Source organism: Brucella sp. MAB-22 (assembly GCF_025908475.1).
In the GTDB taxonomy this organism is placed as follows: Bacteria; Pseudomonadota; Alphaproteobacteria; order Rhizobiales; family Rhizobiaceae; genus Brucella; species Brucella anthropi.
This window is the reverse complement of the sequence record NZ_CP109782.1, coordinates 2,447,099-2,473,477: the sequence shown is the minus strand read 5'-3', so window position 1 is coordinate 2,473,477 and position 26,379 is coordinate 2,447,099. Positions and strand designations below refer to the sequence as shown.

The following is a 26,379-nucleotide window of genomic DNA, read 5'->3' as shown; positions in this document are numbered from 1 at the left end:
AATGCCCGAAAGTGGAATCATCAGTTCGACAGATGATTCCACATGACGTCATGTTGATCGATTATCAGGCCTTGGTGATGCGCTTCTTCCAGTAACGAATCTGGCGACGCACCTCCTGCGGGGCCGTGCCACCGAAGGACTGACGGCTTTTCACTGATTTCTCGACCGTCAGATAGCCGAAAATCGCATCCGTGATGCCCGGATGAATTGACTGCAGTTCCTCAAGTGAAAGCTTTGCCAGATCGACCTTGCGGCTTTCAGCCAGAGCGACTGCGCGACCGGTGACGTGATGTGCCTCACGGAAGGGAAGCCCCAGTGCGCGCACCAGCCAGTCGGCGAGATCGGTCGCAGTGGAATAGCCTGAACCGGCCGCCTTTTTCATTGACGCTACATTGATCGTCAGGTCGCGCACCATGCCGGCCATGGCGGCGATGGTGAGTTCCAGGTTTTCAGCTGCATCGAAGACCTGTTCCTTGTCTTCCTGCATGTCCTTGGAATAGGCGAGCGGCAGGCCCTTCATGATGGTCAGAAGCGCGACCAGCGAACCGTTGATGCGACCCGTCTTGGCGCGGACCAGTTCTGCGGCGTCCGGGTTTTTCTTCTGCGGCATGATCGACGAGCCGGTGGAGAAGGCGTCGGACAGGCGCACGAAATTGAATTGCGGCGTCGACCAGATGACGATTTCTTCCGCAAGGCGCGACAGATGACCGGCGCAGATCGCAGCAAGCGACAGAAACTCCAGCGCATAGTCGCGGTCGGAAACGCTATCGAGAGAATTGCGGGTCGGTTCGCGAAAGCCGAGCGCCTTGGCTGTCATATGGCGGTCGATCGGGAAGCCCGTGCCTGCAAGGGCTGCAGCACCCAAAGGCGATTCGTCCATACGTTCGATTGCGTCACGCACGCGCGACAGGTCGCGACCGAACATTTCGACATAGGCCATGCAATGATGACCAAAAGTGACAGGCTGCGCTGTCTGGAGATGGGTGAAACCCGGCATGACCGTCGCCGCATGTTCTTCGGCGCGTTCCAGAAACGCTTCGATCAGATTCTTGAGGGCGGCGGCGGTCTTTTCCAGTTCCTGCTTCACCCAGAGGCGAAAGTCGACGGCCACCTGATCGTTACGCGAACGGGCGGTGTGGAGCCGTCCGGCGGACGGGCCGATCAGATCGGCAAGCCGCGCCTCGATGTTCATATGAATGTCTTCAAGCTTGCGCGAGAAGGTGAACTTGCCGTCCTCGATTTCCTTGAGGATGGTTTTCAGACCATCTTCGATTTGTCGATGGTCTTCTGCCGCAATAATGCCTGTCTTTGCCAGCATGGCTGCATGGGCGAGCGAGCCTTGAATATCCTGCGCATAGAGCTTGCGGTCGAAGCCGATCGATGCATTGATCTCTTCCATGATCGCATCGGGCCCTGAGGCAAAACGGCCGCCCCACATCTGGTTGCTTGATTTTTGTTCGCTCATGCTCATATGCCCCGAGTGACGGTTTGGCGGAATATTGGAAAGAAGTAACGCGACATGGCAGAAGACAACGAAAAGGCGAATTCCGAACAGCAGGCGAAATCGGGAAATCGCAAGATCGTCCTTCTTGCCGCCCTTGCCGGTGTCATTGCCGGTATCGGGGCGGTATACGTGATGGAGCGCCCTTCTGGCAATGTGGTTGCCCAGAATGTTTCGACGAATGTTTCAGCGGAAAGCGATGAAGCTTCGGCACAATGCGTATTGAAAGCGGATAAGCTTAAGGCACTTGATACAGCTGCCACCGGGGGCGTGGCGGCGATGCGTGCCGCTGAAAAGCCGATTTCCGTCTCGCATATTGCTTTCACAGGTCCGGATGGAAAGCAGATGACGCTCGGCGATTTCAAGGGCAAGACACTGCTGGTCAATCTCTGGGCAACATGGTGCGCGCCTTGCCGCGAGGAAATGCCCGCCCTCGACAAACTGGAAGCCGATAAGGGTGGCGACGATTTCGAAGTCGTCGCAATCAACATCGACACTGGTTCGGATGACAAGCCCAAAGGCTTTCTGAACGAAATCGGCATCAAGAATCTGACGCTACACCGGGACGCTTCCATGTCGAGCTTCAACGAACTGAAGCGCAAGAATCTGGCCTTCGGCCTTCCAGTGACGCTGCTGGTCGACAAGGACGGCTGCCAGATTGCATCCATGAACGGTCCGGCGCCATGGGATAGCCCGGAAGCGGCTAAACTCATCGAAGCGGCAAAGAATCTTTAGCCTCGACAAACGACGAAATCAGTGGCTTGCTCCCTTTTTAAGAGAGAGAGCTGCCCATGAGCCTTGAAGTCTGGCTTGCATTTTCCGCCGCGTCCATCGTGCTTCTGGTCATCCCGGGGCCGACCGTCTTGCTCGTCGTCTCATATGCCTTGGGGCAGGGCTGGAAAGCGGCTTTCCCGATGGCTGTCGGTGTCGCCCTTGGCGACTTTACCGCGATGACGCTTTCCATGCTTGGTGTGGGTGCGCTGCTGGCAGCGTCGGCAACCGTGTTCACCGCCGTTAAATGGGCAGGTGCCGCTTATCTGATCTGGCTCGGCATAAAACTGTTTCGCGCTGGTGGAACACTTCATGCCAGTGCCCGACACGACAAGGTGCATCCGGCGCGGATGCTGGTTCATGCGTGGCTCGTGACAGCGCTCAATCCGAAGAGCATCACCTTTTTCGTTGCTTTTCTTCCGCAGTTTCTTAGCCCGCACCGGGATTTCCTCACCCAGATGCTGGTTTTCGAAAGCACGTTCCTCGTACTCGCTTTCCTCAATGCTTTTACCTATGCACTTCTGGCGACCCGGGCACGCCGCTTCTTCTCAAGCGAACGCGCGCTGCGCATTTTCAATCGGGCTGGCGGAACATTGCTGATCGGTGCTGGCGTCGCGACTGCCTCAATGCGATCAACCTGAGACGAAACCCGCACGTTTTAGCCGGACGATGGCAAGATCAAGTGCGGAAAGGAATGCAGAGCGGTCCTTGGGCGAAAATGGAGCGGGTCCGCCTGTAACTTCGCCTGCGGAACGCAAACTATCCATCAGATTGCGCGTCGCCAGCGTGTTGCCGATGGTGCTTTGGGTGTGAACGCGTCCGTTCGGTGCGATCACCGAAGCGCCTTTTTCGAGCGAGCGGCTTGCCAAAGGAATGTCGGCGGTAATCACGATTGCACCCGGTCGCGAATTCTCGGCGATCCAGTCGTCGGCGGCGTCGAGCTTGTCCGATACGATAACCCGTTCCACACGCTCCGCATCGCGGGGAATGGCAATGAAACTGTTGGCCACCAGCATGACCGGCAGATTGTGCCGTTCCGCCACGCGATAGATTTCAGCTTTCACCGGGCAGGCGTCAGCATCGACGAGAATGCGGATGGTTTCAGGTTCAATGTTCATGCCGCTTCATAAAATGCGGGCGGCTGTTTGGCAAATTCAACGCTGCGATCAGTTTTATGCGATAGGCGTTCGCCGCAAAGCGGTATAAGGCGGGCCGCGAAAGTGAGAGTTCTGCCATGGCCGCCCGTTTGTTCCCCGTCATGTTTGTCCTGCTTTGGGCCACCGGTTTTATCGGAGCCGGGCTTTCCATGCCTTATGCCGAACCATTTACTTTCATGGCGGTGCGTTTTTCCATCGCGGCTGTCATCATGACACTTTGGGCGCTGGCGAGCCGGAGTATCTGGCCGAAAGGCGATGTGCTTCTTCATGCGGCGATTGCCGGTTGTCTCATCCACGGTGTTTATCTTTCCGCCTTGTTCTGGGCCGTTCACCACGGCCTGCCTGCGGGAATGTCAGGTCTGGTGGCGGGCCTTCAGCCGATGTTGACCACGCTGATTGCGGCCATTCTTCTGGGAGAACGAGCGAGCGGGCGGCAATGGACGGGGCTTCTGATCGGTTTCTGCGGCGTCGCCATGGTGGTATGGCCGAAGTTTTCGGCTGGCAGCGGTGTCGATCCGAAAAGCCTGGCGGCGGCATTTTTGGCTGTGGTGGCGATCAGCACTGGCACAGTCTGGCAGAAGCGGTTCGGCACGGCTGGTGATCTCAAGGCCGGGACGGCGGTGCAATACATCGCTGCGGCCATTTTGACTGCTATCTGTGCCTTTGCTTTCGAAACACGCGTCATGATCTGGTCGCCATCGCTGATTTTTGCTCTGGTCTGGCTGACGCTTGCTATTTCTATCGGTGCCATTCTGGCGCTTCTCGTCATGATCCGCGAAGGCGCCATGTCGAAAGTCGCATCGTTGTTCTATCTGGTGCCCGGCACCGCCGCGATCATGGCCTATCTGATTTTTGGTGAAACGCTATCGGCAATCCAGATTGCAGGTATGGTGGTGACGACGCTTGGCGTTGCACTGACTACTTTACGTCGATGAGCTCGGGTTGTTGTTCGCGCTTGCGAAAAATCATGATCGCGGCGTTTATTTCCGCACCGATGATGAAAATTGCCGAGAGCATATAGAGAAAGACGATGGCCACCATGATGGAGGCGAGGCCCGCATAGGTAGTCACATAGGTGGCGAAAGTTTCCAGATATTTTGCGAAGGCCATCGCGGCGGCAAGCCAGGCGATGAGCGTGATCAATATGCCGGGCAGTATGTCACCGAGGCTGCGGCGTCCGGCTGGAAGCCAGATATGCACCATGAACAGTGCCAGAACCAGAACCCCCACTGCCACAGTATAGCGCCAGAACGCAATCGTGCCTGTGAACGGCGCTATATCGGGAAACCATTGTTCGGCAAGACGCACGGCAAGCGGGGCCAGAACCAGCAGAAAGCTGATTGCCATCAGGCTCAGAGTGCCGACGAGAACGAAGCCCAGACTTTGCAAGCGGCAGAAAATGATCGAGCGCTGGTCGGTGACGCGATAGGCTCGGTTGAGCGCGATGCGCAGCGCCTCCACGCCGTTGGAGGCGAAATAGGCCGCTGCAATAACGCTCAATGTCAGAAGTCCGCTGCGCTGCACGGTCAGCACGTTCATCACTTCGTTGGCAATTGGGGCTGCGATGTTCGACGGCCACATATCGAAGATGACATGCACCGCCGTATCGGCGAATTCCTTGGTGCCGAGAAAGCTTGCAAGCGTTGTGGCAAAGATAAGGAACGGAAACAATGCCATCAGGCCGGAAAGGGCTATATGGCTAGCGAAGGCCCAGCCATCGTCCGAACTGAAATGACCGATGACATCATAGGTGATCTGACGGAGAAAACGTCTGATTTTTCGCATCCGCAGATTTGTCCCTCAAAGCCCTGATCGGTATTCGATAGTGTTCAGCCGGTGTTTCAAGGCCTTAAATCTAGCATTGGTCTGCGGATTGCAAGGGCGCGACCCGTTTTAAACCGGAGCCGAATCAAGCAAGCTTGGCGAAATGACAGCGGGAAACGAACATATGGCTCCGGCACAAACCGGTCAGAACCGACAGCGTAATATCATCATCACCGGCTGTTCCTCCGGTATCGGTGCCTATTGTGCCGAAGCACTGCACAGTCAAGGCTGGCGCGTCTTTGCGACCGCCCGCAAGGATGCGGATATTGCGGCACTCAAGGCGCAGGGAATGGAAGCGCATTATCTCGACTATACGGAACCGCAGTCGATCGCGGTCTTAGCCGATGAGGTGCTGCGCCAGACGGACGGCAAGCTCGATGCCCTGTTCAATAATGGTGCTTATGCTCAACCCGGCGCGATAGAGGACTTGCCGGTCGAAGCCTTACGCCAGCAGTTCGAAGCCAATTTCTTCGGTTGGCACGACCTTACCCGACGCGTGGTTCCGGTCATGCGCAGGCAAGGGCATGGGCGCATCGTGCATTGCTCGTCGATCCTCGGCCTCGTACCGATGAAATGGCGCGGTGCTTATGTGGCGTCAAAGTTTGCGCTTGAAGGACTGATGCTTGCGCAGCGCATGGAGCTGGAAGGCTCCGGTATCGATGTGTCGCTGATCGAGCCTGGCCCGATTGCTTCGCGCTTCACTTACAACGCCGCCAGCCACGCCAGAGCCAATATCGACATGGAAGCTTCGGTGCATCGCGAGCTTTACCAGCGCCAGATGGCGAAACTGGAAGGCGGCGGTACAAAATCCAAGAACAAGCTTGGACCGGAAGCCGTCTATGCTGTACTGCTTCATGCATTGGAGGCGCCGCGTCCCCGCCCGCATTATGTGGTGACGAGACCGGCGAAACTTGGGTCACTGGCACGGCGCCTGATGCCGGCACGCTGGCTCTACCGGATGCTGTCCGACCAGTCATGAGGTCAGGAACAGTGCGCGTGGGAAGGAAATAAAATGGACGTTCTGTTCAAGGGCGCGGCAATGGTGGCCATGTTTGCTGTGGCCGTCGTTCTGATCATCGGTCTGCGCAACATGATGCGCGGCGGTGACGGCAATTTCTCGAACAAGATGATGCAGCTGCGTGTTTTCCTGCAGTTCATTGCCATCGTTCTGATCGTTGGTGCGATCTATTTTGCCCGCCAGAAAACTGGCCAGTAAATATGGTCAAGCTCAACAAGATCTATACCCGGACGGGCGACAAGGGCACGACCGGACTTGCCAGCGGACCACGGCGGCTGAAGTCGGACCTGCGCGTCGAAGCCTATGGTACGGTGGATGAAACCAATGCCTGCATTGGCATGGCGCGCCTTCACACCGGCGGCGAAGATAATCCTCATGCGCAAATCGATGCCATGCTGGGCCGTATCCAGAACGATCTTTTCGATCTTGGTGCAGATCTTTCGACGCCGGACGACGGCAAACCACTCGCTTACGAACCGCTGCGCATCGTCGCATCGCAGGTTTCGCGTGTGGAAGCCGATATTGATCTCCTCAATGCCGATTTGCAGCCGCTCCGCTCGTTTATTCTTCCGGGCGGCTCGGCGGCATCGGCTGCATTGCACCTGGCTCGTACGGTTTCACGCCGGGCGGAGCGCCTGATGGTAGCGCTTGCCCGCGTCGAAGGAGAGGTCGTTTCGGCGGAAGCTTTGCAATATATCAACCGCCTTTCCGATTTCCTTTTCGTGGCATCGAGAACCGTCAACGATAATGGTGCGCAGGACGTTCTCTGGGTGCCCGGGGTCAATCGTTAGAGCGTTGACCTGATTCAATCAGATCGATGCTATAACGGTTTGTTTTTACGCACATCTTGTCCGAAAACCGTTTCACACTTTTCGGGATGTGCTCTGGTTTAGACACCGCGCCTGTTGCCCCAGATCAGCACGTGAAGCTGGGGCAGGACGTGCGCTTCGTACCAGCCATCCGCAATTACCTTTTCGACCAGCCATTCCATTCGCCGCATGATGCCGTCGATATCGATTGCGGCATCATGTGCTTCGGGCGGCGGCGGTGTGTGATTGCCGGGCTGGAGATAGACCGGTAGACTGGAATATTGACTGGCTACATCTTTCGCGAAGGCATAATCAGCATCGTCGAAGATGACGAATTTCAGCACCGTTCGCGGCGTTCTGCCTGCAGCCTCGACACAGACCGCAAGCGCATCGAAATCGGCATCCATACCGCTTGAAGGCGGCTTTGGGCTCAGTACCAGTGTGTCGAGCGCGGAAAACCAGTCTTGCGCGACCGATCCTTGGGTTTCCAGTGCAAAGCGATAGCCATCGGTCTTGCCGTGCTCGATCAAGGGTCCCAGCGGTTGAATGGCCGGATTGCCGCCAGAAAGTGACACTGTTAGTGGCTTATTTCGGGAAAGTGTCGTCACTTGATCCCAAACTGCCTCCACGCTCATCGCTTTCCACTCGCGACGAAAACGGCTTTCGACGGCATGCAGGCTATCGCACCAGACGCAGCGATAATCGCAGCCACCGGTTCGCACGAAGACGGTCGGCTCACCGATCAGCACACCTTCGCCCTGTATCGTGGGGCCGAAAATCTCTGCGATGCGTATTTGCGTCACGGTCTGTACTCGGCCCATGTCTTGGGCGTTTCACTGACCCGCACGGCGGAAATTTCCGGCCAGCGCGCATAACACCATTCGAAAAAATGCCGGGCGAGGGTTTCAGCCGTGCTCTGGTCGTGGCCCAGAACATCGTTGAGATGGCGGTGGTCAAAACAATCATCGATGTGGCGCTTGAACGGCGCCAGCTCATGATAATCACGGACAAAGCCGTGCTGGTTAAGATCGTCAGCCGAGAGCTCGACCTCAACAATATAATTGTGGCCGTGCAGGCGGGCGCATTGATGATCGTCCGGCAGCCCGGTCAACTGATGCGATGCGGAGAAATGAAATTCCTTGGTAATGCGAAACATCAGGCGTTCCTCTTCTCGATTGCCGAGCGCCAGAAATCCGCATCTTCATAAAGGGTAGGGTCTTCGACACCGGCGAGTTGGAAGGCTTCGCGTCGCTCGACGCAGGTGCCGCAGCGTCCGCAGTGATGTTCGCCACCCTTGTAGCAAGACCATGTCGCGGCAAAGGGCGCACCGTGTTTTGCGCCGTCGATAACGATATCGGCTTTGGATGCGTGCACATAAGGCGCGAGCAGCTTTATGTCCGCATAACCGTCCAATGCATGGTTCTGCATCGTCTGGAAGGCATCAATAAAACCGGGGCGGCAGTCGGGATAAATGAAGTGATCGCCGCCATGGACGGCAAGGGCTATCGCCTCGGCTTTTTGGGCAGCGGCCACGCCGAATGCTATTGCCAGCATGATCGCATTGCGGTTCGGAACGACGGTGATCTTCATCGTTTCTTCGGCATAGTGTCCGTCCGGCACATCGATATCGTCAGTGAGGGCGGAGCCGGTCAGGCTGGCACCGATGTTGGTGATATCGATGATCTGGTGGGGAACGCCGAGCCTTTCGGCGCAGGCTTTGGCCGAATCCAGTTCCTTTTTGTGGCGCTGGCCATAGTCGAAGGAGAGGAGGGCGGTGAGTTGGTGTTCGCTTGCAATTCTGTAAGCAAGCGAAACGGAATCGAGTCCGCCGGAGCAGACGACGAGCGTTTTCATAAGTCAGGGTTCCTTGTTTTGACCGGGTAGGCTGCGACCGGATTGCGAGGCGTTACCTAAAGCATGGCGCATCGCTTGTAAACGACATGAAAACGGGAGGTGTCGGGTTGCTCGGTTTTGGAATGACCTCTTGTCAGAATAAATTGATTTTAATCGATATAACGGCCTGTGCCTGATTGACGTGCACGTCAACCGTCTTTAGGTTTCGTGCCGGTTCCCGGCGGATAGGCAGCGCATTTGCGTCATAACCCAAGTTGCGCTGGTGCCGCTTTCATGTCGGATTTTGACATGCGGGTGGGAGTTCACGGCGGCATAGTCGTGCTGCAAGAGTCATTGAAGAGGTAATCGCGGATGAAAGTCCTTGTCGCAGTGAAACGGGTTGTCGATTACAACGTAAAGATCCGTGTAAAGGGAGACGGTTCGGGCGTTGAGCTTGCGAACGTCAAGATGTCGATGAACCCTTTCGATGAGATCGCGGTTGAAGAAGCGATCCGTCTGAAGGAAGCGGGCAAGGTGACGGAAATCGTCGCGGTTTCGGTCGGCCCGGCACAGGCACAGGAAACGCTGCGTACCGCACTTGCCATGGGCGCCGATCGTGCGATCCTGGTGAAGTCGGACGAAACGGTTGAGCCGCTTGGCGTTGCCAAGGTTCTCAAGGGCGTGGTCGATGCGGAAAAGCCGGATCTCGTCTTCCTCGGCAAGCAGGCAATCGACGATGATTCCAACCAGACTGGCCAGATGCTTTCGGCCCTTCTCAACTGGAGCCAGGCGACGTTCGCCTCGAAGGTGGAACTGGGCGACGGTTCGGCCAAGGTAACGCGCGAAGTTGATGGTGGTCTCCAGACCATCGACGTGAAGCTCCCGGCGATTGTCACGGTCGATCTTCGTTTGAACCAGCCGCGCTATGCGTCGCTGCCGAACATCATGAAGGCCAAGAAGAAGCCGCTTGACGAGAAGTCGCCTGCCGATTTCGGCGCCGACATTGCGCCGCGTCTCAAGGTCCTGAAGACTGAAGAGCCGGGTGGCCGCAAGGCTGGCGTGAAGGTCGGTTCAGTTTCTGAACTGGTCGAGAAGCTCAAGGCCGACGGCGTACTCTAAAGAAATCGGAAGGGACGATATAAATGGCTATTCTTCTTATTGCCGAACATGACAATGCAACCCTTTCCGACCAGACGGCGAAGGCGCTGACGGCAGCTGCCCAGATCGGCGGCGACGTGGATGTTCTGGTTGCAGGCAAGGGCGCGAAGGCTGCAGCCGATGCCGCCGCCAAGCTCAAGGGTGTGCGTAAGGTTCTGCTCGCTGAAAGTGATGGACTGGAAAACCGTCTGGCCGAGCCAACGGCCGCTCTCATCGTGGAACTGGCAGGCAATTACGACACGATCATTGCTCCGGCAACGACCTCGGCCAAGAACATCCTGCCGCGCGTTGCAGCGCTTCTCGATGTAATGCAGTTGTCCGAAATCATGGAAGTCGTGTCGGCTGATACGTTCAAGCGTCCGATCTATGCGGGCAATGCGATCCAGACGGTGCAGTCGACAGACGCCAAGAAGGTCATCACCGTTCGTACGGCTTCGTTCCAGGCGACTGCTGAGGGTGGCTCGGCTGCAGTTGAAAGCGTCAATGCAGCAGCCGATCCGGCGCTGTCGAGCTTCGTCGGCAATGCATTGTCGGATTCGGACCGTCCGGAACTGACCTCGGCCAAGATCATCATCTCTGGCGGTCGTGCGCTCGGTTCTGCCGAAAAGTTCCAGGAAGTGATCCTGCCGGTTGCCGACAAGCTCGGTGCAGCGGTCGGCGCAAGCCGTGCGGCTGTCGATGCGGGTTATGCACCGAACGACTGGCAGGTTGGCCAGACGGGCAAGGTGGTTGCACCGGATCTCTACATCGCGGTCGGTATCTCCGGCGCAATCCAGCATCTGGCCGGTATGAAGGACAGTCGTGTGATCGTGGCGATCAACAAGGACGAAGAAGCGCCGATCTTCCAGGTGGCCGATTACGGCCTCGTCGGCGATCTCTTTACGATCCTGCCGGAACTGCAAAAAGCGCTTTAATCGATCAGAAAGCGGCGGGCTAGTCCCGCCGCTTTTTCATTTGGAAAGCCTTCTGATACGAAAGCGCTGTTTTGCCTTTCTCTGAATGAGGGCTGTATCCGTCTCGGGCAGAATTGGTATAGTGAAGCATTTCCAGCAAAAGTGCGAAGCGGTTTTGCGTTGGACAATGCGAAAAGACAAAGACAGAGCATTTCCAGCAAAAGTGCGAAGCGGTTTTGCTGGGGGTAATATGTAAGAACAAAAGTTAGAGCATATGCTCTCGGCCTCGGCTCTGTTGTGGAGCGGCTGAATGAAGGAGTTATGACTGTGGCAATCAAGACGGTAGGGGTGGTCGGCGCAGGACAGATGGGCAGCGGTATTGCTCATGTATGCGCGCTGGCCGGGTTCGATGTGCTTCTTCACGATGCGGCAGCGGACCGGCTGGAAAAGGGCATCGCCACCATCAATGGCAACATGGCGCGTCAGGTTGCCTCAGGCAAACTGCTGGAAGACCAACGCGCAGCGGCGATGAAGCTTATCCGTCCGGCAAATTCCATGGAGGATCTGGCGGGTGTCGATCTAGCCATCGAAGCGGCAACGGAAGACGAAACCGTCAAGCGCAAGATTTTTGCGCAGCTTTGCACGGTTCTGAACCCCGAAGCGATTCTCGCAACCAACACGTCGTCGATCTCGATCACACGTCTCGCATCCACGACCGACCGTCCAGAGCGTTTTATCGGCATTCATTTCATGAATCCCGTTCCTGTGATGAAGCTTGTCGAACTGGTGCGCGGCATCGCAACGGATGAGGAAACCTTCCGCAAGTCGAACGATTTCGTGACCGCGCTTGGCAAGACGGTAACCGTTGCCGAAGATTTTCCGGCCTTTATTGTCAATCGCATTCTGTTGCCGATGATCAACGAGGCCATCTACACGCTTTATGAAGGGGTCGGTAGCGTCGAAGCTATCGATACAGCCATGAAGCTTGGCGCCAATCATCCGATGGGACCGCTACAGCTCGCCGATTTCATCGGCCTCGATACCTGTCTCTCCATCATGCAGGTTCTGCACGACGGGCTGGCGGATTCCAAGTATCGCCCGTGCCCGCTTCTGGTCAAATATGTCGAAGCAGGCTGGCTGGGACGCAAGACGGGTCGTGGCTTTTACGATTATCGTGGTGAGCATCCGGTTCCGACGCGGTAAGGCGCTTGAATTTTTGAGCATGAAAGGCCGGTTAAAACCGGCCTTTTTCAATTGTGGCGATAATTCGCGACCTGTGGAAAAGCTTCAACATCCTTACCATTAACTTACCCTTAACCATAAGGGTTCAGAGCTTATTCATCTTTGATTGTTAAAGTTTTCATTAAGATGTTCGGAAATGAACAACGTTTCAGAGCCCGGTTAGTCGGGACAGGACGGGCATCCATTCCGAACAGCATGTTTTTTGACGAAGGTGAAGACGATGAGCATTCTTGTTCAGCTGCGTGACAGCGTTAATGTCATCCGCGAGTTCGTTGCACCGAGCTACAGGCCCGAGCGCCATTATATGCGCGGGCCAGGCCCGGCTTGCGCCGCACGCACGCACCATTGATATGAGCGCTTAAAGCCTCCGTTTGCTTGGCGAACGGACCGGCATTTAAAAAAGTAAAGCCAGAACGGTTCACCGCTCTGGCTTTTGTTTTTGGCCACCGTGTGTAAGTGCGGATTATTCCAGACCTTCAAACAATGCCGTCGAAAGATAGCGTTCGGCAAAGGACGGAATGATGATGACGATGTTCTTGCCGGCGTTTTCCGGGCGCTTGCCGATTTCAACAGCGGCGGTCAGAGCCGCGCCGGAAGAAATGCCGACGGGAATGCCTTCGAGACGGGCCAACAGGCGTGCATTGGCAAAAGCGTCTTCGTTGGAGACCTGAACAACCTCATCATAGATGCTGGTATCGAGCGTCTTCGGGGCGAAGCCTGCGCCGATGCCCTGAATTTTGTGCGGGCCGGGTGCGCCACCGGAAAGTACCGGTGAATCCTTCGGTTCCACGGCAATCACCTTGAAGGACGGCTTGCGCCCCTTGATGACTTGACCGACACCGGTAATCGTGCCGCCGGTGCCGATGCCGGAGATCAGGATATCTGCTTCACCATTGGTGTCGTTCCAGATTTCCTCAGCCGTCGTGAGGCGATGGATTTCCGGGTTGGCCGGATTTTCGAACTGCTGCGGGATGATTGCGTTCGGGTTGCCTTCTGCAATGGCTTCTGCTTCCGCGATAGCGCCCTTCATGCCTTTTGCGCCTTCGGTCAGAACCAGTTCGGCACCGAGAAGCTTCAAAAGCTTGCGGCGTTCCACCGACATGGTTTCCGGCATGGTGAGAACGAGGCGATAACCCTTGGCCGCAGCAGCAAAAGCCAGCGCGATACCGGTATTGCCGGAAGTCGGCTCGACGAAGACTGTCTTGCCCGGCACGGCGCGACCGTCGCGTTCCAGAGCTTCGATCAGCGCCAGACCGATACGGTCCTTCACACTGGCCAGAGGGTTGAAGAACTCCAGCTTGGCCAGAAGATTGGCTTCCACGCCCTTTTCCTTGGCGAACTTGTCAATGCGCACGAGCGGTGTATTGCCGATTGTGTCGAGGATGGAATCGTAAACGCGGCCACGGCCTGCGGTCTTACCAGCTTGTGGTTCGTTCAGGGGCTTGTTCATGGCGTGATCTCCCTATTTGTCGCGCAAAGTTTAAGAGGAAACTGCGCAAAAGCATAGTTGGGTACGTGCGCCCGGCACATCAAGTTTAGAAATTTATTCTTTATAATTGAATAAATTGGAAGTAAATTCCATCATAATTGGGAGGGAGCGTATTAGCTTGGGGTAAAGCTTGATTGATCCGCGTCAATGCGTTGCGACGGGGAGGCGTGCATCATCGGGTATCAGGCAGCCAGGAGAACATGAATGTACAAGAACATATTGATCGCAACCGATGGATCGGAACTCGCTGAGAAAGGCGTCGACCAAGGCGTTGCGCTGGCCAAGGAAACAGGCGCAAAGGTTATTTTCGTGTCCGTGACAGAGCTTCTGCCATCCTATGGCATTGTGGTTGCGGCTGAATGGGCGTCGAGCCCGGCGGCATTTCAGGAATATCGCGAGGCCATCACCAAAGCGGCCACCGAAATTCTGTCGAAGGCCAAAGCCAAGGCAATGGAAATCGGCGTTAGTGCTGAGGCCGTACATGTCGAAAATCAATCTCCGGCGCAGGGCATTGTCGAGGCTGCGAATGCCAAGAATGCCGATCTGATCGTCATCGCATCGCATGGCCGTCGCGGCGTGAACAAATTGCTGCTGGGAAGTCAGGCTGCGGAGGTGCTGTCGCTTAGCACCGTGCCGGTGCTGGTCATCAAGTAATCGACGGCTATGCGCGCCTCTTCCGGCATCGCAGCGATTTCTCTAAAAGGCATAACAACGCAAGAAGATTCCTGAATACCTCTGTTAAGCTCCTCCTGTCCGAATACGGACGGGAGGATTTTCTCAAGGAGGTATTCATGACTGCGCCACGGCCTTCAAAGACCATGTTGGGCAATCATCCGCTTCATCCCGAAACGCAGATGCTCAATTATGGCTACGACCCGGAGCTTTCCGAAGGAGCGGTCAAGCCACCGGTATTCCTGACGTCGACTTTCGTTTTCAAGACTGCCGAAGACGGACGCGATTTCTTCGATTTCGTTTCCGGTCGCAAGGAACCGCCTGCCGGTGTCGGTGCTGGTCTCGTCTATTCCCGTTTCAACCATCCCAACAGCGAGATCGTTGAAGATCGCCTCGCGGTCTATGAAGGCACCGAGAGCTGTGCGCTGTTTTCTTCCGGCATGTCGGCCATTGCCACGACGCTGTTTGCTTTTGCACGCCCGGGCGATGTCATTTTGCACTCGCAACCGCTCTATGGCGGCACGGAAACGCTCCTTGCAAAGACGTTTCTCAATTTCGGCGTTGAAGCCGTTGCTTTCGCCGATGGCGTGCACGAAGCCTCGATAGAACAAGCAGCTGACGAGGCTGTTCGCAAGGGACGTGTTTCGGTGATTCTGATCGAGACGCCTGCCAATCCGACCAACAGCATTGTCGATATTGCCGCCATCCGGTGTGTCGCGGAAAAGATTGAACAAAAGCAGGGGCATCGTCCGATCATTGCCTGCGACAATACCCTGCTCGGCCCGGTCTATCAGAAGCCTCTCGACCACGGTGCTGATCTTTCGGTCTATTCGCTGACCAAATATGTCGGCGGACATTCGGACCTGATCGCCGGGGCAGTGCTGGGTGCCAAGACTGTTGTAAAGCAGGTCAAGGCATTGCGTGGTGCGATCGGCACGCAGCTTGACCCGCATTCATGCTGGATGCTGGGTCGCTCGCTTGAAACGCTCGGACTTCGCATGGAACGCGCCAACAACAACGCGCAGGCAATTGCGGAATTCCTGCGCGATCATCCGAAAGTGGAGAAACTGCATTATCTCCCATTTGAGGATGAGAATTCGGACGTTGGTGCTTTGTTCAAACGCCAGTGCAGTGGTGCGGGGTCAACTTTCTCCTTCGATATCAAAGGCGGGCAGGCGGCGGCATTCCGCTTCCTGAATGCGCTGCAGATATTGAAGCTTGCTGTCAGTCTCGGCGGTACAGAATCGCTTGCAAGCCATCCCGCCGCGATGACCCATTCGGGCGTTCCCGTCGATGTAAGAGAGCGTATCGGTGTGCTGGAATCAACGATCCGACTTTCCATCGGCGTCGAGCATCCCGACGATCTGATTGCCGATCTGGCGCAAGCACTCGAAGCGGCGTGAAAACCTTATGCGACGGAAAGCAGCGGCCGGTTGTCGGTGCTTTCCCCAAGAATGCCCCGATGCTAAATCCAGTACGGTAAATTGAAGACATATTGGAGGGATTATGAGGGGCAAATTTATACTAGGCGTCGGAATATTACTGGTGCTCACAGCTTGTACGACCAATCGCATTCCAGAAAAACTCAGGACCGATCTTCATCTAGGGGAGGCGGGGTATTTCAAATCACGTTGCCCTCAGTACAAGAAAATCGATACGGAGGGCGCAGTGATTGTCTATTGTCTGGCAAACAAGGCTTACAACAGGGGGTGTAATCCCGATCAGGTCGCAAGAAGCTTCATTGATGGCACGCTGGAAGGTTTCAAAAGCGCCAAACTACGCTATCAGAATGTATCCGATAAGAAATTGTGTTCCATTGCCGAGAGCAAGTACGGCGCGAATGGAAGTGAAATGAAACAGCTGCTGAAGCGCTGAGAGTATCGATTGCGGAGGTGTATTTTATGCCTTCGCAGATTTTCCAATCTGGATGATTGATAAGAATGGTGCGGGTGGTCTGCAAATAATTGAAATTACATTGTAAATCACCCTTTATCATCGTATATCAAGCCTATTGAACACAGGGAATGTTCTTGTTACGTTCAATATCATGGCTTATCGATAAATCTCACCAAGGCGCAAGCAGAGATAGGGGCCGTGGTAGGGGCTGAGAAATCGGCGTTATGGCTATCTAGCGCGGGAAGGACGATATGCATGGGCGCGGTGAACCGATTGAGTGCGCTGGCTGTCGCCAAGATGAAGTCCGGCAAATATTGCGATGGTGCCGGGCTTTATCTGCAAAAGAAATCAGAGAGCGCTGGGAAGTGGATTTTCATTTTCACCCTTCATGGCCGTAAGCGGGAAATGGGCCTTGGCTCCTATCCAATCGTTTCATTGAAGGCGGCGCGCGAAGATGCGGAAAGATGGCGTGGACTTGTTCGTCAGAACGTTGACCCGATCAATGAGCGTGAACGCCAGAAGCGCGAAGCTGCCCGTAATCTTCATTTGTTGGAGGACATAGCGAAGTCCGCCTTTGAGAGCCGAAAGGCAGAGTTGAAGGGCGATGGCGAAAATGGGCGCTGGTTCAGTCCGCTTGAGCTTCATGTGTTGCCGAAGCTTGGCAAGATTCCTGTCGCAGAAATCCATCAGAACGATATTCGTGACGCCCTTTCACCTATATGGCATTCAAAGGCGGCGACAGCGGAAAAGGCTCTTGGTCGCCTTGCAATCTGTATGAGGCATGCGGCTGCGCTCGGTTTGGACGTGGATTTGCAGGCCACAGAAAAGGCCCGCGCGCTTCTTGGTAAACAGCGCCACACGGTCAAACATATCCCGGCTATGCCGTGGCAAGAGGTTCCGGCCTTCTACGCATCATTGAAGGATGGCAGCGTGACGCACCTCGCAATGCGCCTGCTTATTTTGACTGGCGTTCGGTCTGGGCCATTACGGTTCATTCACGAAGACCAGATCGAAGGCGATGTCTGGACGATTCCGGGTGAAGCCATGAAGGGCGAAGAAGGGAAAACATCAGATTTTCGCGTGCCGCTTTCACAGGAAGCCTTGAACGTAATCGAACAGTCGCGCCGACATGCAAGGGATGGCTTTCTTTTTCCGAGCATTCGCAAAGGCGTTATAAGCGATATGACCATGGCGGCATACATGGAACGCGCTGGCATGGAATATCGCCCTCACGGTTTCCGTTCCAGTCTACGCGATTGGATAGCAGAAACCACGACCACGCCTCATGACATTGCTGAAACCATCCTCGCTCACACTGTGGGCGGTAAGGTCGAGCGCTCTTATCGACGCACAGATTTCTTGGAACAACGGCGCGTTTTGATGGAGCGATGGGCAAAACATGCAACAGGGCAGAATAACAACATTTTGAGTATCAGCGCGGCGAAGGCGTAAACAGTGATTACTTTTGAAGGCTACAGTTCTTTGTATCGCTTCCACTTGGATGCTGAGTTTGCGATCCGCAAGCGATTGATTTTAAATGAGAATGGAAAGGGCGAACTCTCGTGGGCTGACAGAAGAGAGAGTATTAATATTGCCGCTAGATACCTCGTTCGTGACATTTTTCGGATGGGACTGGAAAAGGATAAAAAATTCCCATCTATCTTGACGAAAGGAGGGCAGCTTTACGAGGCGTCTCCGTTGCTTTTGTCTTTCCCAGAAAGTCCTAATATACCCCATGGTTTGTTCAATAAGGCGAGAAGTGCTGCAATTGAAAAGGGTGCGAACCTAAGTCATGAGCGTGTTTTTGGCTTATCTTCGCTCGCACTGGACTATTGGCATTCTGCCTTCCAAAACGAGAGAGTTTTCAATACAGGACCGTATGCCGTCCAGGCAGCTGCCGCAGCCTTCCCTCGAGTAATCTCGTTGGTAGATTGGCGCACCGGTACTGTTTCGATAAAAGCGCTAAGAGCGCTAAATGATGCTATCAACGCTATGCGCGCGGCAAAAGAGTTTCTGAGCATGTGCGGGAATTTTTTAGCTCTCGAAGAGATAGACTATCTTATTACTGAGTTCGATAAGTCTGACAATCTGCCAATGCTCGAAATGCTCGCAAACTATGATGGGTGTACGGTTGTCGCCCCAACAGATTGGCTAAGCTTATTAGAACTGTCAGACAAAGAGAGCGCAGAGGCTTCTAGCGTCAGCTTGCTTTACGATTCCTCGCCAAAGGATGCCATCATTGTGCTACTAAGCGAAGACCCAACACTTACTAAGCCTCGCGTGAAATTGAAACTATTCCCAGAAGTTTCAGATAGGCGATTTAATACGTTTTGGGCACAAGCATCTGAAAGTAAACCGGAAATTATGAAGCCGGGAAGGCGCAGCACTAAATCATAACACTGTATCGATACGCTTTTTAATTCGTGCAGGCTATTTGTTGTTGATTTGTTCCAGCACCTTTCACCTCGTATCAACTGATAGCGAGGCCGACAAATGCAAATCACCGACCCTCTTTTGACTGCCCGTGAAGGTGCTAAAATCCTTCAGGTGAGCATCCCTACGTTTTACCGCCGTATTGCTGACGGCACGCTGCCGAAGCCTATCAAGATGGGCAGTCTTTCCCGCTGGGCGCAGTCGGAAATCAACGCAGCAATCGAAGACGCCAAAGCCAAACGCCACGCTGTATAAAAACGACCCCGCCAGACAAGGACGGGGCCGAAGGGCTTATTGAACTCTCTCATTCACAATAGCCCCTCCCGTTCTTTGGTGCAATTCCAAAGGATAGGCAGATGACTTCTAAAAATTCCCTCTGGGGTTCTCGGATTTATCGCGTGACCAATCGCGGGGCAGAGCCTTTTTCCATTCGCGTGAAAGGCCGTGACCGTTGGGCGCTCGAAAACCTTATCAATGCCGGTGACGCTGGTTGCACGCCAATCAACAATCCGGCTCCGCGCTGGTCGGCGTATGTGTTCAAGCTGCACGGTTTTGGCGTCAACATCGAAACAGTTCACGAGGAACACACTGGCCCATTCAGCGGCACTTATGCCCGCTATGTGCTGCGTTCTGAGGTTCTCCGTCCTGAAATGGATGCGGAGGCAGCAGAATGAAGAACGCCAGAGAGATTACCCGCGCTCTGGGCGGTCACTGGCACGGTCGGTACGGTGTTGCACGCTGTCCGGCTCATGGCGACAAGCGGCCCAGCCTGAGTTTATCGGATGGATCGGACGGCAGGCTATTATTGCGCTGCCACTCTGGTTGCGAGTTCACACACATTCTCGATAGCCTCAAAGGGCTTGGACTGGTTGAGGGCGAAGGAAACTATTCCCCGCCTTCTGCTGCCGATCTGGAGCGCATCAGGCAATCCGAGATTGAGGAAGCCGAACGCAAGGAAGCGCTCGCACTTTCATGCTGGCGTGAAGCTCGCTCTATTCGTGGCACGATAGCGGAAACATATCTCAGGCATCGCGGTATCACTTGCGAGCTTACAGACAGTCTGCGCTTTCATCCTGATTGCTGGCACCCTTCACGCAATCGCTTTCCTGCCATGGTCGCGCTGGTCGAAGGTGCGCCACGACTTGCAGTTCATCGCACCTATCTACGCGCTGACGGCCTCGGTAAAGCCCAGATTGAACCAGCAAAGGCAATGCTCGGAACCGTGGCGGGTGGTGCGGTACGGCTGTCTAGCGGTAATGACAAGCTGATCGTGTGCGAAGGCATAGAAACCGGCCTGTCGCTTCTGTCAGGGCTTGTGCGCGATTCTGTGTCCGTATGGGCGGCATTATCGACCAGTGGAATGAAAGCGGTGTCATTGCCGGATAGTCCGGCATTGCTGACCGTCGCCACCGATGGAGATGCGGCGGGCCGGGAAGCTGGCAATGCATTAGCCACACACGCCACGGCAGAAGGCCGAAAGGTCAGTCTATTGCCTGCCCCTGATGGTCACGACTGGAACGACATTCTCATGATGAAAGGTGCGGCTGCATGAACACGCACGAACCTGTTACCGGGATTTTCGATAAAATTGCAAAAGAGCAGCCTTTTGAGCTTTGGAAGAATCCTGTCGCGATTTCATCCAGTTTGCCAGCGGTCGAGGCTTTTGTGCCAGAACTGCTGCCCGCTGCCCTGCGTGATTATGTTTTTGACGTAGCGGACAGACAGCAATCCGTCCCTGACTTCGTGGCAGTGGCAGCACTGTGCGGCCTTGCATCCCTAATAGGCAATCGCATTCGCGTGGCTCCGAAGCAGCTAGACGACTGGATTGAGGTTCCTAATCTTTGGGGCGCGGTTATCGGCCCGCCTTCGGCCATGAAGACGCCAGCCATGCAAAAGGCTCTTGGCCCCGTCTATGCCATTCAGGACGATATGCGCAAACAATGGCAGGCCGATTTGAAAGCTGCCGACATTGACGATGTTCTGGGCAAGATTGAAGCCAGAGAAGCGGCGAAGTCAGCAGCCAAGGCCTACAGAACAGGCGATAAGGACGGCGCACGCGCTATTCTTGCCGATGTGTCTAAAGAGGACGAGGACGAACAGCCTTGCCCGCGTATCGTTGTGAATGATGCCACCGTGGAGAAGTTGGGCGAACTTCTGAATGAAAACCCGCGTGGCTTGCTTCTGGTGCGTGACGAATTGCCTGGCTTCCTTTCCCAGATGGAGAGCGAAGAACACGCCAGCGACAGGGCTTTTTATCTCGAAGCCTTCAACGGTTCTGGCCAATTCACATATGATCGTATTGGACGAGGTACTGTGCATATCGCAAACTGTACTGTCAGCATTATCGGCGGCGTGCAGCCTTCCCGTATCGCTCCAATTGTGCGCGGCGCAATTACCGGCACAAGCAATGACGGTTTAATCCAGCGCTTACAATTAACCGTATGGCCTGATCCACGAACATCGTGGCAGTGGGTTGATCGGCACCCAGATCGAGCAGCGCGTGAAACCTATGAGAAGGTATTCCGCGACATTCACGAACTGGATTTGGGCAGTTCTGACAATCCTGTCGTGTTTCGGCTATCTCCAGCAGCGCAGGGCATGTTTCAGCAATGGATGCAGGAAATCCAGACGGATGCACGCAGCGGCAAGCTATCGACTGTTCTTGAAAGCCACCTTCTCAAAATGCCGAAGACGATTGCCAGCCTCGCATTAATATTCGAGCTGGTTGATGCTGGTCGCGCCGAAGTCGGGACCGATGCAATGGCTCTGGCTCTAGGCTGGGCGGATTATCTGCGCAGTCATGCGAACCGGCTTTATTCGTCGGGTAGCTCCATTGTTGTTGAAGACGGCGCACGCCTCATACTGGAGCGCCGCGACATGCTGCCTGATGAATTCACCATTCGCGATATTCATCAGAAAGGCTGGGCTGGTTTGGCGGATCGTGAAGCCGTCAGCGCTTCCATAGAGCTGCTCGAAGAAACGAACCATTGCCGCAAGTTTGAAAAGCGGACTGGAGCAACTGGTGGGCGTCCGTCTGCATCCTATCGGTGGAGCCCGAAAATCAGGGAGGCGAAATAATGGGACGCTGGCTTGACGCATTAAAAAGACATGAAAACGCCCCTGACACCAACCCTCAAAACCCTCAAAACTCAGCCAACAGGGGTTTTGAAGGTTTTGAGAGCTTCAATTCTACGGATTTGCAGAAAAAATCTGAAAGCGTTCCCAGTGACCAGCGCAATACTCTTGAAGCCCGAACGCACGAAGATCCGCTATTCGCGGGACAATCCAAAGAGAAAAGCGAGCGCAGGCGCGTTGTCCCGTTCCCCGGTCGAGAATGGACGCCAGACGGCAAAATCAGGCTGGACGATCCAGAGCGGTATCTGGATGCGCTGCGCCTTTACGGTCCCATGTCTTACGGCATGGCGATGCGTGTTCTTCAATGGGGTGGCACACGTGCAGGGCAGGCCGAAGAGGCTCTTTTGAAACAAGACCGTATCAAATTCAATGAATGCGGATGGGCTTATCCCGTCGATAGCTCGGAGGAATGACATGACCGATCAGATGAAACGCGCCGCCATTTGGCTGGCAACCACACCAAACGCAGCAAAGCCGCGCCCTGTCATTCCGTACCTTCGCGAACAGTTTGGGCTATCAGCGGTCGAGGCTGTCCGCGCAATCACAGAAAGCAATCTCATTAGCGCGAGGGCGCAATAATGAAAGCTATTGAGAAACGTCTTCCACCAGCGGCAGGCAAGGGCAGGCCAAAAGGCGCAGTGAACAAAACCACGGCTTTGTTGAAGGATGCAATTCTGACGGCAGCGGCGAATGCGGGCAATAAGACCGGCGAGGACGGGCTGGTCTCATACCTGACACAGCAAGCAGAAGAAAATCCGGTTGCGTTTATGGGGCTTCTTGGCAAGGTACTGCCTTTGCAGATTGCAGGCGATCCAGACTGGCCAGTCAAAACCATTACACGGATTGAACTTGTGCCACTGCGTGCGGATCGGAGCGAGGGCGAATGAATAATCACGCAGCGTCCAATTTGGACATTGACCGCTTTCGCAAGGTTTATTCGCTGGTCGCTGGTGGCGCAACCGAGGGCGAGCGCGCAGCGGCGAAGGCGAGAGCCAGCAAGATAGCTGCAAAGGCTGGCATGTCTTTGAACGATGCTGTGTCCAAATAGGACGACCCTAAGCCGAAACCCGCCAGCTTCTTTGAAGGCTTTGACGATTGGATGGAAGTGAAGGAGCCGGGGTATAAGGCGAAAAAGGCTCAGGAGAATGCAACACGTCAGGACCGCTACGCATCACGGCGCGCTGAAATATTGCAGCAGTTCGGAACGGTTAAAGCTGTTCTTGATCCGAACCCGCAAGAGCAGCTTTTGATGCGGGCGGCTCTGCCGTTTATCACGAAGTGGCACACGTTCGTTGATGCTTGCGGCACAAAACGCAAGGTTTCTAGCGAGTTTGCCAATGTCTCAGGTAACTTCTTCAAACTGGGTGACGTAGACCCGGATGCGGTTGCGGCCATAAAAACCGCCTTCCCATTCCCCGAAACAATCTGTGGTGCATTTGATGAGCTAAAGGCTTGGGATGCTCTCAATAGGGACAGGGCAGCCATTAACCGACTGCGCCGTCTGTTTTTGGAGCAATGGATTGATGAGGCTATCGCGCTTCTCGATCAGCTTGACGGTGATGCAGACTTTGAAGACAGCGACGAGGATTATGTAGATGAACGCGAGAGTTTCGGCAAAGTGCCGGGAGGGATAGGCGCATGAGCCAGCTCGCCAATTCATCCGCCGAGGTTCACGCCTTCCGCGCCGTCAAAACCCAAATGCGTTCGATCTGGCAAAGCAGGAACTCGCCGCGTTCAAGTTCTCGCTATTCGAGACGGTTGCAGTCGATCCGCTATTGCGTGCTGGTCAATGCCTCGACCTAGTTATCGACCATGACATTTCTTGTACTTCAGTCCACTCTTACAGGGGCACGGATCGTTTCGACCGATCTTAGAGACGCTCGCTGTCGGCTGAGCTCCTTTTGGAGCCAGTTTCGGAATCTGCACTATTCTCTTTGCACGCTGTTTCATGCGTTCAGCATCATCAAAAATATGCGCGTTATCCTTTGTGCGATGGGGAGGACGAGCGACAGAAAACGTGTAGGCGGACTTGTATGCACCCTTAGCGGTTGCTTCGACCATTAAGCCGATCATCTTCTGTGCCGGACTTACCAGAGCGGCAGAACTAGCCTTATCGCACACATTCTGCCAATCGATCATGCCACCGGATTTGTGGAGCCATATGAAGAACGGTGTTTCCGCCTCTTGTCCGTAAATGAAGTAGCGGCCATTGTTCTGGTCCAGTGAGTTTCGAAGCTGGACAAGTATGTCAGCGAACTCGCTGCGTCCCTCGCTATTCAGGTTCCTGAAGTAACTGTCCACGCGGAGCCAGCCCGCTTTGCGCGTTGCATCGAGGGCTCCGAAAAGATTGAGCATCTCGTCGGGATAGTCCTGAGCCGGGCGGGAATCAGTCTCCCAATTTTCACCTTCAAAGCTTCGATCTATGTCAAAACTCATGCCGTCCCAAAAGACGAAGTCGCCGTTTTTGAGTTGCTCTATTAATTCAATATCGGCACGGTTTTTCTTGAGATAAGCGCCAAGGTGATCCATCTCATCGAAGAGGTGAGTTCGACGCAACCCAGCTATAGCCTGTCGTACTTCCATGTAATGCGCGAATTCGCCAGGGGTAGGCAAGAAGCGCCTAAAGACGAAGAGGTCGTCGATCGAAAGGGGAATGAAGGGATGTCTGCCGAGCAAGGGCTCAATGTCAGGAAGTTCCTTACAGAAGGTGGAGAGCGGAGCGAGAGATTCAACAGTAAGTCCGATGGGCAGCATGACGCGATAGTCGGCCATTCTTACTCGGGCGCACTCAATGTACTTACCGTCTATCAGATGGAAGAGTGGTACTTCATCCCCAGTGTTTAGGTAGTTGAAGAACCGCTGACATTGCTGGTAGGCTTTGATGACGAGGTCCTGAACAGACTGGGCATGGCGTTTAAAGTCGGAAACTGGTGATGCAATAGTTGCTGCTGCGCCGGCCTTTGCCTCGACAAGATAAAGCATATCATCGACGAGAATGAGCGTGTCGTTTTCTGACCACTGTTTGCTTACTGGGTCCTTGTAATAGACCTCTTGCAGCACCGTCGCCCCCGGCAATTGGGCACTTAGAATATCGGCAAAGGCCGACTCGCTCATCACCTTCTGACGCTCATTGAATTCGTCCTTGTAGGAAGGTTCGCGCTTGAGGAGGTTGAACAGCAGCGCGCGGTATCCCGCATCACGTGGGAAGCACGGATCTATTGCGAAATAGTCTTCCCCCAACTTGATTAGCGGCTTCTTACGAACAGGTAAGGTGCGATAGGGGGTGCCCATGTGGTCGCCAATGGCGAAGAACTCTTTTTCCTCGCCACGCTCATATGCTAGGTCCGCAAGGAGCTCCCGAGGAAGCTTTGTGTGACGGCTGACATTCGTAATCCCGCCACGAAACATATCTTGCATGGCTGTCGCAGCCGCTTTTGAGCGGTCGGCATTTTCAGCAAGCCATTGATCCATGGCCTCTTCAAGCGGTTTACCGTTTTTCATCGCAAAAGCACGCGCGGCCTGACACTGGTTCATCAGCTCTTCAATGGCGGAGGCATGTCCCGTACGAAAAGCATCAGCCATAGCTTGGAAACCAGCAGCGACATCATCAGCCCCAATACCGTAAGTGTCTTTGAGAACACGGTCGTGGGGAGCGAGCACGTAGCCGTAAAATTCTTCTTCGAGAACTTGGTAACGATTGCCACGCATCAGCACCCAGTCCGACATGACACGAAACCGAATTTCTGCAGTGTCCGGCCCGAAAGCCCCATCCTTTATATCAGCAGAATTGGCCATCGCGTAAAACATGGCCTTATCCCTAAGCTGGCGAGTTAGTTCAAAAAGCTCCGCGCATTTCCCTTCGGAAAATACCGTTTTCTCAGGTTCAATGGATGATGCCAAAACGGCGTGAATGTACTCGAGGAGAAACTGGTTCTGATTGATCTGGTCATCTGGCACCAGAGACATAGACTCGCCTTTCGTAAGGCTCTCCTCCGAAATCACCTTCATGATACGCTGGGCATAAATGTATCCGAGCAGGTCGTGAGGTGGCATGCCAACAACGATTTCCCTTATGCGCGCGGCTGTAGATTCCATTTCCTGCATCAAGGATGCTGCGGCTTCCTTGCGCTTGTCTTCGTATTTTTGATGTTGTGTCATGATACCCCCTCCCACAACATTCATTTACCATGAAGGGATTGACCAGCATAGTTAGGGTCTGAAATAGCAGGTCCGAGGTTTTTGTTGCTCGATAAAGGTCGGAAAGGTTTTTCTACTTTCACGTTACCTTTTTCGGACCAATACGCGCGCGGGCGTACCCTAAGATTACCCTAATGCCGTTCGAGCCGTTTAGGGGCGCTGATTGCCCTGATATCGATGCACAGAGGATAGGTCTCTCCAAATCTGGAGACACCCTTTTGCCGGGGCAGCTCACTAAAATACTGCGATTTGCTGACAGTCCATTTTGAGCGGCTGTCAGCATGGAGGGTTTTTGAGGGTTTTGTCGGTTCCGCTTAGGAGCGTTTTCGACATTTTTTCTCTCGCAGCGGT

33 protein-coding genes are annotated in these 26,379 nt (G+C 54.7%); 25 read left to right on the top strand and 8 right to left on the bottom strand.

Translation table 11 applies throughout. The features are described from left to right. Positions 1-64 precede the first annotated feature (64 nt). Positions 65-1,465: an argininosuccinate lyase gene (gene argH, locus OHI65_RS21465; protein WP_125301678.1), complete on the bottom strand. Its 1,401-nt coding sequence runs from the start codon at positions 1,463-1,465 to the stop codon at positions 65-67. 54 nt (positions 1,466-1,519) lie between these two features. On the opposite strand from argH, the gene tlpA reads away from it, so the two are divergent. Beyond that, positions 1,520-2,236 (top strand): thiol:disulfide interchange protein TlpA, encoded by a 717-nt coding sequence (gene tlpA / locus OHI65_RS21460; RefSeq protein WP_094514449.1) that lies wholly within the window; start codon positions 1,520-1,522, stop codon positions 2,234-2,236. 56 nt (positions 2,237-2,292) lie between these two features. Then, a complete protein-coding gene (locus OHI65_RS21455; RefSeq protein ID WP_012091180.1) occupies positions 2,293-2,913 on the top strand; it encodes a LysE family translocator in 621 nt (206 codons plus the stop codon). Here OHI65_RS21455 and OHI65_RS21450 read toward each other — a convergent pair. Further along, positions 2,905-3,390, bottom strand: coding sequence for a YaiI/YqxD family protein (locus OHI65_RS21450; protein WP_012091181.1), 486 nt, complete (start codon positions 3,388-3,390; stop codon positions 2,905-2,907). The genes OHI65_RS21455 and OHI65_RS21450 overlap by 9 nt on opposite strands. Before the next feature lie 116 nt (positions 3,391-3,506). Between OHI65_RS21450 and OHI65_RS21445 the strand changes: the two genes are divergently transcribed. Next, positions 3,507-4,364: a DMT family transporter gene (locus OHI65_RS21445; protein ID WP_010657525.1), complete on the top strand. Its 858-nt coding sequence runs from the start codon at positions 3,507-3,509 to the stop codon at positions 4,362-4,364. Here OHI65_RS21445 and OHI65_RS21440 read toward each other — a convergent pair. Next, on the bottom strand, positions 4,348-5,214 hold the full coding sequence (locus OHI65_RS21440; RefSeq protein ID WP_012091182.1) for a YihY/virulence factor BrkB family protein: 867 nt from the start codon (positions 5,212-5,214) through the stop codon (positions 4,348-4,350). The two genes, OHI65_RS21445 and OHI65_RS21440, sit on opposite strands and share 17 nt — an antisense overlap. 163 nt (positions 5,215-5,377) lie before the next feature. Here OHI65_RS21440 and OHI65_RS21435 point away from each other — a divergent pair, with 163 nt between their 5' ends. Genes OHI65_RS21435 through OHI65_RS21425 form a run of 3 tightly spaced genes read left to right on the top strand, consistent with a single transcriptional unit; the run spans position 5,378 to position 7,062 of the window. Then, positions 5,378-6,232 (top strand): SDR family oxidoreductase, encoded by an 855-nt coding sequence (locus tag OHI65_RS21435; protein ID WP_012091183.1) that lies wholly within the window; start codon positions 5,378-5,380, stop codon positions 6,230-6,232. Between the two features lie 33 nt (positions 6,233-6,265). Next, positions 6,266-6,469, top strand: a complete 204-nt coding sequence (locus OHI65_RS21430; RefSeq protein ID WP_010657522.1) for a twin transmembrane helix small protein — start codon at positions 6,266-6,268, stop codon at positions 6,467-6,469. Positions 6,470-6,471: 2 nt separating this feature from the next. Then, positions 6,472-7,062, top strand: a complete 591-nt coding sequence (locus tag OHI65_RS21425; protein ID WP_125301681.1) for a cob(I)yrinic acid a,c-diamide adenosyltransferase — start codon at positions 6,472-6,474, stop codon at positions 7,060-7,062. Positions 7,063-7,160: 98 nt separating this feature from the next. Here OHI65_RS21425 and queE read toward each other — a convergent pair whose 3' ends face one another. Genes queE through queC form a run of 3 tightly spaced genes read right to left on the bottom strand, consistent with a single transcriptional unit; the run spans position 7,161 to position 8,934 of the window. Further along, entirely contained in the window at positions 7,161-7,901 is a 741-nt protein-coding gene (queE, locus tag OHI65_RS21420) for a 7-carboxy-7-deazaguanine synthase QueE (RefSeq protein ID WP_125301684.1), read from the bottom strand. Next, the gene (gene queD, locus OHI65_RS21415; RefSeq protein ID WP_094514446.1) at positions 7,880-8,236 is read right to left on the bottom strand and encodes a 6-carboxytetrahydropterin synthase QueD; all 357 of its coding nucleotides are present in this window, start codon (positions 8,234-8,236) and stop codon (positions 7,880-7,882) included. Before queD ends, queE begins: the two co-directional genes overlap by 22 nt. Continuing rightward, positions 8,236-8,934 (bottom strand): 7-cyano-7-deazaguanine synthase QueC, encoded by a 699-nt coding sequence (gene queC, locus OHI65_RS21410; RefSeq protein ID WP_125301687.1) that lies wholly within the window; start codon positions 8,932-8,934, stop codon positions 8,236-8,238. Before queC ends, queD begins: the two co-directional genes overlap by 1 nt. A 351-nt stretch (positions 8,935-9,285) precedes the next feature. Between queC and OHI65_RS21405 the strand changes: the two genes are divergently transcribed. The 4 genes from OHI65_RS21405 (at position 9,286) to OHI65_RS21390 (ending at position 12,555) form a co-directional block, all read left to right on the top strand. Then, a complete protein-coding gene (locus OHI65_RS21405) occupies positions 9,286-10,032 on the top strand; it encodes an electron transfer flavoprotein subunit beta/FixA family protein (RefSeq protein WP_010657517.1) in 747 nt (248 codons plus the stop codon). 23 nt (positions 10,033-10,055) lie between these two features. After that, a complete protein-coding gene (locus OHI65_RS21400) occupies positions 10,056-10,985 on the top strand; it encodes an electron transfer flavoprotein subunit alpha/FixB family protein (RefSeq protein ID WP_010657516.1) in 930 nt (309 codons plus the stop codon). Positions 10,986-11,291: 306 nt separating this feature from the next. After that, positions 11,292-12,167, top strand: a complete 876-nt coding sequence (locus tag OHI65_RS21395) for a 3-hydroxybutyryl-CoA dehydrogenase (RefSeq protein WP_029375798.1) — start codon at positions 11,292-11,294, stop codon at positions 12,165-12,167. A 259-nt stretch (positions 12,168-12,426) separates the two neighbouring features. Further along, positions 12,427-12,555, top strand: a complete 129-nt coding sequence (locus OHI65_RS21390) for a hypothetical protein (protein ID WP_255362115.1) — start codon at positions 12,427-12,429, stop codon at positions 12,553-12,555. 114 nt (positions 12,556-12,669) lie between these two features. Here the strand turns inward: OHI65_RS21390 and cysK are convergent, their stop codons facing one another. Beyond that, positions 12,670-13,656 (bottom strand): cysteine synthase A, encoded by a 987-nt coding sequence (gene cysK, locus OHI65_RS21385; protein ID WP_010657514.1) that lies wholly within the window; start codon positions 13,654-13,656, stop codon positions 12,670-12,672. A gap of 243 nt (positions 13,657-13,899) precedes the next feature. On the opposite strand from cysK, the gene OHI65_RS21380 reads away from it, so the two are divergent. From OHI65_RS21380 to OHI65_RS21315, 15 genes are all read left to right on the top strand, one after another. Then, complete coding sequence (locus OHI65_RS21380; protein ID WP_010657513.1) at positions 13,900-14,349, top strand: universal stress protein; 450 nt, start codon at positions 13,900-13,902, stop codon at positions 14,347-14,349. A 137-nt stretch (positions 14,350-14,486) separates the two neighbouring features. Next, entirely contained in the window at positions 14,487-15,770 is a 1,284-nt protein-coding gene (locus tag OHI65_RS21375; RefSeq protein WP_125301690.1) for a cystathionine gamma-synthase family protein, read from the top strand. A 103-nt stretch (positions 15,771-15,873) separates the two neighbouring features. Beyond that, on the top strand, positions 15,874-16,242 hold the full coding sequence (locus tag OHI65_RS21370) for a hypothetical protein (RefSeq protein ID WP_125301693.1): 369 nt from the start codon (positions 15,874-15,876) through the stop codon (positions 16,240-16,242). A gap of 276 nt (positions 16,243-16,518) precedes the next feature. After that, complete coding sequence (locus OHI65_RS21365; RefSeq protein ID WP_264358800.1) at positions 16,519-17,715, top strand: tyrosine-type recombinase/integrase; 1,197 nt, start codon at positions 16,519-16,521, stop codon at positions 17,713-17,715. 3 nt (positions 17,716-17,718) lie between these two features. Next, positions 17,719-18,660 carry a hypothetical protein gene (locus OHI65_RS21360; RefSeq protein WP_264358799.1) on the top strand — a complete coding sequence of 314 codons (942 nt, stop codon included), beginning with the start codon at positions 17,719-17,721 and terminating at the stop codon, positions 18,658-18,660. Positions 18,661-18,756: 96 nt separating this feature from the next. Next, on the top strand, positions 18,757-18,951 hold the full coding sequence (locus OHI65_RS21355) for a helix-turn-helix transcriptional regulator (protein ID WP_264358798.1): 195 nt from the start codon (positions 18,757-18,759) through the stop codon (positions 18,949-18,951). Positions 18,952-19,052: 101 nt separating this feature from the next. Next, a complete protein-coding gene (locus OHI65_RS21350; RefSeq protein WP_264358797.1) occupies positions 19,053-19,370 on the top strand; it encodes a hypothetical protein in 318 nt (105 codons plus the stop codon). After that, positions 19,367-20,248, top strand: a complete 882-nt coding sequence (locus tag OHI65_RS21345; protein WP_264358796.1) for a toprim domain-containing protein — start codon at positions 19,367-19,369, stop codon at positions 20,246-20,248. Before OHI65_RS21350 ends, OHI65_RS21345 begins: the two co-directional genes overlap by 4 nt. Then, positions 20,245-21,774: a YfjI family protein gene (locus OHI65_RS21340; RefSeq protein ID WP_264358795.1), complete on the top strand. Its 1,530-nt coding sequence runs from the start codon at positions 20,245-20,247 to the stop codon at positions 21,772-21,774. Before OHI65_RS21345 ends, OHI65_RS21340 begins: the two co-directional genes overlap by 4 nt. Then, entirely contained in the window at positions 21,774-22,244 is a 471-nt protein-coding gene (locus tag OHI65_RS21335) for a hypothetical protein (protein WP_264358794.1), read from the top strand. Before OHI65_RS21340 ends, OHI65_RS21335 begins: the two co-directional genes overlap by 1 nt. A gap of 1 nt (position 22,245) precedes the next feature. Continuing rightward, the gene (locus tag OHI65_RS21330) at positions 22,246-22,410 is read left to right on the top strand and encodes a hypothetical protein (protein ID WP_264358793.1); all 165 of its coding nucleotides are present in this window, start codon (positions 22,246-22,248) and stop codon (positions 22,408-22,410) included. Continuing rightward, positions 22,410-22,718, top strand: a complete 309-nt coding sequence (locus OHI65_RS21325; RefSeq protein ID WP_264358792.1) for a hypothetical protein — start codon at positions 22,410-22,412, stop codon at positions 22,716-22,718. Before OHI65_RS21330 ends, OHI65_RS21325 begins: the two co-directional genes overlap by 1 nt. Next, on the top strand, positions 22,715-22,879 hold the full coding sequence (locus tag OHI65_RS23095) for a hypothetical protein (RefSeq protein WP_413541924.1): 165 nt from the start codon (positions 22,715-22,717) through the stop codon (positions 22,877-22,879). Before OHI65_RS21325 ends, OHI65_RS23095 begins: the two co-directional genes overlap by 4 nt. Before the next feature lie 51 nt (positions 22,880-22,930). After that, positions 22,931-23,473, top strand: a complete 543-nt coding sequence (locus OHI65_RS23090) for a hypothetical protein (protein WP_413541938.1) — start codon at positions 22,931-22,933, stop codon at positions 23,471-23,473. Further along, a complete protein-coding gene (locus OHI65_RS21315; RefSeq protein WP_264359177.1) occupies positions 23,470-23,634 on the top strand; it encodes a hypothetical protein in 165 nt (54 codons plus the stop codon). Before OHI65_RS23090 ends, OHI65_RS21315 begins: the two co-directional genes overlap by 4 nt. Here the strand turns inward: OHI65_RS21315 and OHI65_RS21310 are convergent, their stop codons facing one another. Then, the gene (locus OHI65_RS21310; RefSeq protein ID WP_264358791.1) at positions 23,635-25,989 is read right to left on the bottom strand and encodes an SEC-C metal-binding domain-containing protein; all 2,355 of its coding nucleotides are present in this window, start codon (positions 25,987-25,989) and stop codon (positions 23,635-23,637) included. Positions 25,990-26,379: the final 390 nt, after the last annotated feature.

Bases quoted from the DNA above. Each gene is read 5' to 3' on its own strand.
- OHI65_RS23095 (WP_413541924.1), top strand. From the start codon at position 22,715: ATGAATAATCACGCAGCGTCCAATTTGGACATTGACCGCTTTCGCAAG.
- queD (WP_094514446.1), bottom strand. From the start codon at position 8,236: ATGTTTCGCATTACCAAGGAATTTCATTTCTCCGCATCGCATCAGTTG.
- OHI65_RS21365 (WP_264358800.1), top strand. From the start codon at position 16,519: ATGGGCGCGGTGAACCGATTGAGTGCGCTGGCTGTCGCCAAGATGAAG.
- OHI65_RS21355 (WP_264358798.1), top strand. From the start codon at position 18,757: ATGCAAATCACCGACCCTCTTTTGACTGCCCGTGAAGGTGCTAAAATC.
- queE (WP_125301684.1), bottom strand. From the start codon at position 7,901: ATGGGCCGAGTACAGACCGTGACGCAAATACGCATCGCAGAGATTTTC.
- OHI65_RS21405 (WP_010657517.1), top strand. From the start codon at position 9,286: ATGAAAGTCCTTGTCGCAGTGAAACGGGTTGTCGATTACAACGTAAAG.
- OHI65_RS21315 (WP_264359177.1), top strand. From the start codon at position 23,470: ATGAGCCAGCTCGCCAATTCATCCGCCGAGGTTCACGCCTTCCGCGCC.
- OHI65_RS21430 (WP_010657522.1), top strand. From the start codon at position 6,266: ATGGACGTTCTGTTCAAGGGCGCGGCAATGGTGGCCATGTTTGCTGTG.
- OHI65_RS21350 (WP_264358797.1), top strand. From the start codon at position 19,053: ATGACTTCTAAAAATTCCCTCTGGGGTTCTCGGATTTATCGCGTGACC.
- queC (WP_125301687.1), bottom strand. From the start codon at position 8,934: ATGAAAACGCTCGTCGTCTGCTCCGGCGGACTCGATTCCGTTTCGCTT.
- OHI65_RS21435 (WP_012091183.1), top strand. From the start codon at position 5,378: ATGGCTCCGGCACAAACCGGTCAGAACCGACAGCGTAATATCATCATC.
- OHI65_RS21400 (WP_010657516.1), top strand. From the start codon at position 10,056: ATGGCTATTCTTCTTATTGCCGAACATGACAATGCAACCCTTTCCGAC.
- tlpA (WP_094514449.1), top strand. From the start codon at position 1,520: ATGGCAGAAGACAACGAAAAGGCGAATTCCGAACAGCAGGCGAAATCG.
- OHI65_RS21330 (WP_264358793.1), top strand. From the start codon at position 22,246: ATGACCGATCAGATGAAACGCGCCGCCATTTGGCTGGCAACCACACCA.
- OHI65_RS21425 (WP_125301681.1), top strand. From the start codon at position 6,472: ATGGTCAAGCTCAACAAGATCTATACCCGGACGGGCGACAAGGGCACG.
- argH (WP_125301678.1), bottom strand. From the start codon at position 1,465: ATGAGCGAACAAAAATCAAGCAACCAGATGTGGGGCGGCCGTTTTGCC.
- cysK (WP_010657514.1), bottom strand. From the start codon at position 13,656: ATGAACAAGCCCCTGAACGAACCACAAGCTGGTAAGACCGCAGGCCGT.
- OHI65_RS21370 (WP_125301693.1), top strand. From the start codon at position 15,874: ATGAGGGGCAAATTTATACTAGGCGTCGGAATATTACTGGTGCTCACA.
- OHI65_RS21325 (WP_264358792.1), top strand. From the start codon at position 22,410: ATGAAAGCTATTGAGAAACGTCTTCCACCAGCGGCAGGCAAGGGCAGG.
- OHI65_RS21440 (WP_012091182.1), bottom strand. From the start codon at position 5,214: ATGCGAAAAATCAGACGTTTTCTCCGTCAGATCACCTATGATGTCATC.
- OHI65_RS21335 (WP_264358794.1), top strand. From the start codon at position 21,774: ATGGGACGCTGGCTTGACGCATTAAAAAGACATGAAAACGCCCCTGAC.
- OHI65_RS21455 (WP_012091180.1), top strand. From the start codon at position 2,293: ATGAGCCTTGAAGTCTGGCTTGCATTTTCCGCCGCGTCCATCGTGCTT.
- OHI65_RS21340 (WP_264358795.1), top strand. From the start codon at position 20,245: ATGAACACGCACGAACCTGTTACCGGGATTTTCGATAAAATTGCAAAA.
- OHI65_RS21380 (WP_010657513.1), top strand. From the start codon at position 13,900: ATGTACAAGAACATATTGATCGCAACCGATGGATCGGAACTCGCTGAG.
- OHI65_RS21375 (WP_125301690.1), top strand. From the start codon at position 14,487: ATGACTGCGCCACGGCCTTCAAAGACCATGTTGGGCAATCATCCGCTT.
- OHI65_RS21310 (WP_264358791.1), bottom strand. From the start codon at position 25,989: ATGACACAACATCAAAAATACGAAGACAAGCGCAAGGAAGCCGCAGCA.
- OHI65_RS21390 (WP_255362115.1), top strand. From the start codon at position 12,427: ATGAGCATTCTTGTTCAGCTGCGTGACAGCGTTAATGTCATCCGCGAG.
- OHI65_RS21450 (WP_012091181.1), bottom strand. From the start codon at position 3,390: ATGAACATTGAACCTGAAACCATCCGCATTCTCGTCGATGCTGACGCC.
- OHI65_RS21445 (WP_010657525.1), top strand. From the start codon at position 3,507: ATGGCCGCCCGTTTGTTCCCCGTCATGTTTGTCCTGCTTTGGGCCACC.
- OHI65_RS21345 (WP_264358796.1), top strand. From the start codon at position 19,367: ATGAAGAACGCCAGAGAGATTACCCGCGCTCTGGGCGGTCACTGGCAC.
- OHI65_RS23090 (WP_413541938.1), top strand. From the start codon at position 22,931: ATGGAAGTGAAGGAGCCGGGGTATAAGGCGAAAAAGGCTCAGGAGAAT.